Raw genomic sequence first — 1,263 nt, forward strand, 5'->3', positions numbered from 1 at the left:
GAAGCGCGAGAGCTTGCCGAGGGGTACGAAGCAGTTTTGAACAGCGTGGAGGACGCCATCTTTCTGATGAATGTTGAGGAAGATGGAGATGGTGTCCGATTCGAGTTTGAGCGCCTCAGTCCTTCCTACGAGCGCCAGACTGGGATTACTACCGAGGAGGTACAGGGCCAGACACCACAAGCCGTATTCGGTGAAGAACAGGGCGCTGAGTTAGCGGCGAACTATCACCGCTGTGTCAAGGCCGGTGAACCGATCTCGTATCAGGAGGAACTCCCGGTCAGCGAAGGAGCCCGCTTCTGGCAGACAAAACTTGCGCCGCTAATCTCCGATGGTGAGATAACTCGCCTCGTTGGGGTCACTCGGAACGTGACTGAGCGTGTCGAACGTGAGCGACAACTACGTCAGCAGAACGAGCGGCTCGGAGAGTTTGCGAGTGTTATCTCCCACGATTTGCGCAGTCCACTCAATGTCGCACAGGGTCGCGCTGCACTCCTTGCTGAGCAGAGAGAAAGCGAGCATCTTGATCCACTACTACAGGCGCTTGACCGTATGGAGGCGATCGTCGAGGATACGTTGACACTTGCCCGCCAAGGCGACACGATAAGCGAAACAGAGTCGGTCAGTTTGACTAACCTCGCCGGAAAATGCTGGGCGACAGTAGACACGGATGACGCAACTATCGAGCTCGTCGACGAGATGACTTTTCAAGCTGACCCTGGCCGGTTACGCCACGTGTTCGAGAACCTGTTCCGAAACGCTGTTGAACACGGTAGATCCAACGTGACCGTTCGTGTCGGCTGTCACAACGAACTGGGGATCTACGTCGAAGACAATGGACCAGGAATTCCAGTCGAGAAGCGTGATGAGGTGTTCGAGCCGGGACATTCGTCGGCACAGGGTGGCACTGGTTTCGGGTTGACTATCGTAAAACGAATCGTGGAAGCCCACGGCTGGGAGCTGTCTGTAGCCGATGGAACCGATGGTGGAGCACGGTTTGAGTTCGAGATGTCTGAACAGGGAGAGTTCGTGTGAGTGCTTAGACAATGCTCAACCCATGACTGGGAAGTGCGACCTCACCTACTGAGCGCAGGGTGTACGAAATAACCGCTCTGTATTCAGCAGAACGTTGAGAATATATCACCGATTGAGGATTTCAACAGAGCCATTAATCTACAAACCTGCTACCCGCCAGTTTCCAGCGGAAACCAGATTGTAATCTCGGTGCCGCGTGGCTCACGCTCATCGACGTGGATCTTCCCTCCA

Annotated in this window: 1 protein-coding gene; it reads left to right on the plus strand. The window is 54.9% G+C overall.

Features of this window, described 5'->3' with window-relative positions; translation table 11 throughout:
* Positions 1–1,032: PAS domain-containing sensor histidine kinase (locus DVK07_RS19290; RefSeq protein ID WP_147441236.1), on the plus strand; the 1,032-nt coding region annotated here is incomplete at its 5' end.
* Between the last annotated feature and the right edge of the window lie 231 nt (positions 1,033–1,263).

This window comes from Halorubrum sp. Atlit-26R (assembly GCF_003666015.1).
Lineage (GTDB): Archaea > Halobacteriota > Halobacteria > Halobacteriales > Haloferacaceae > Halorubrum.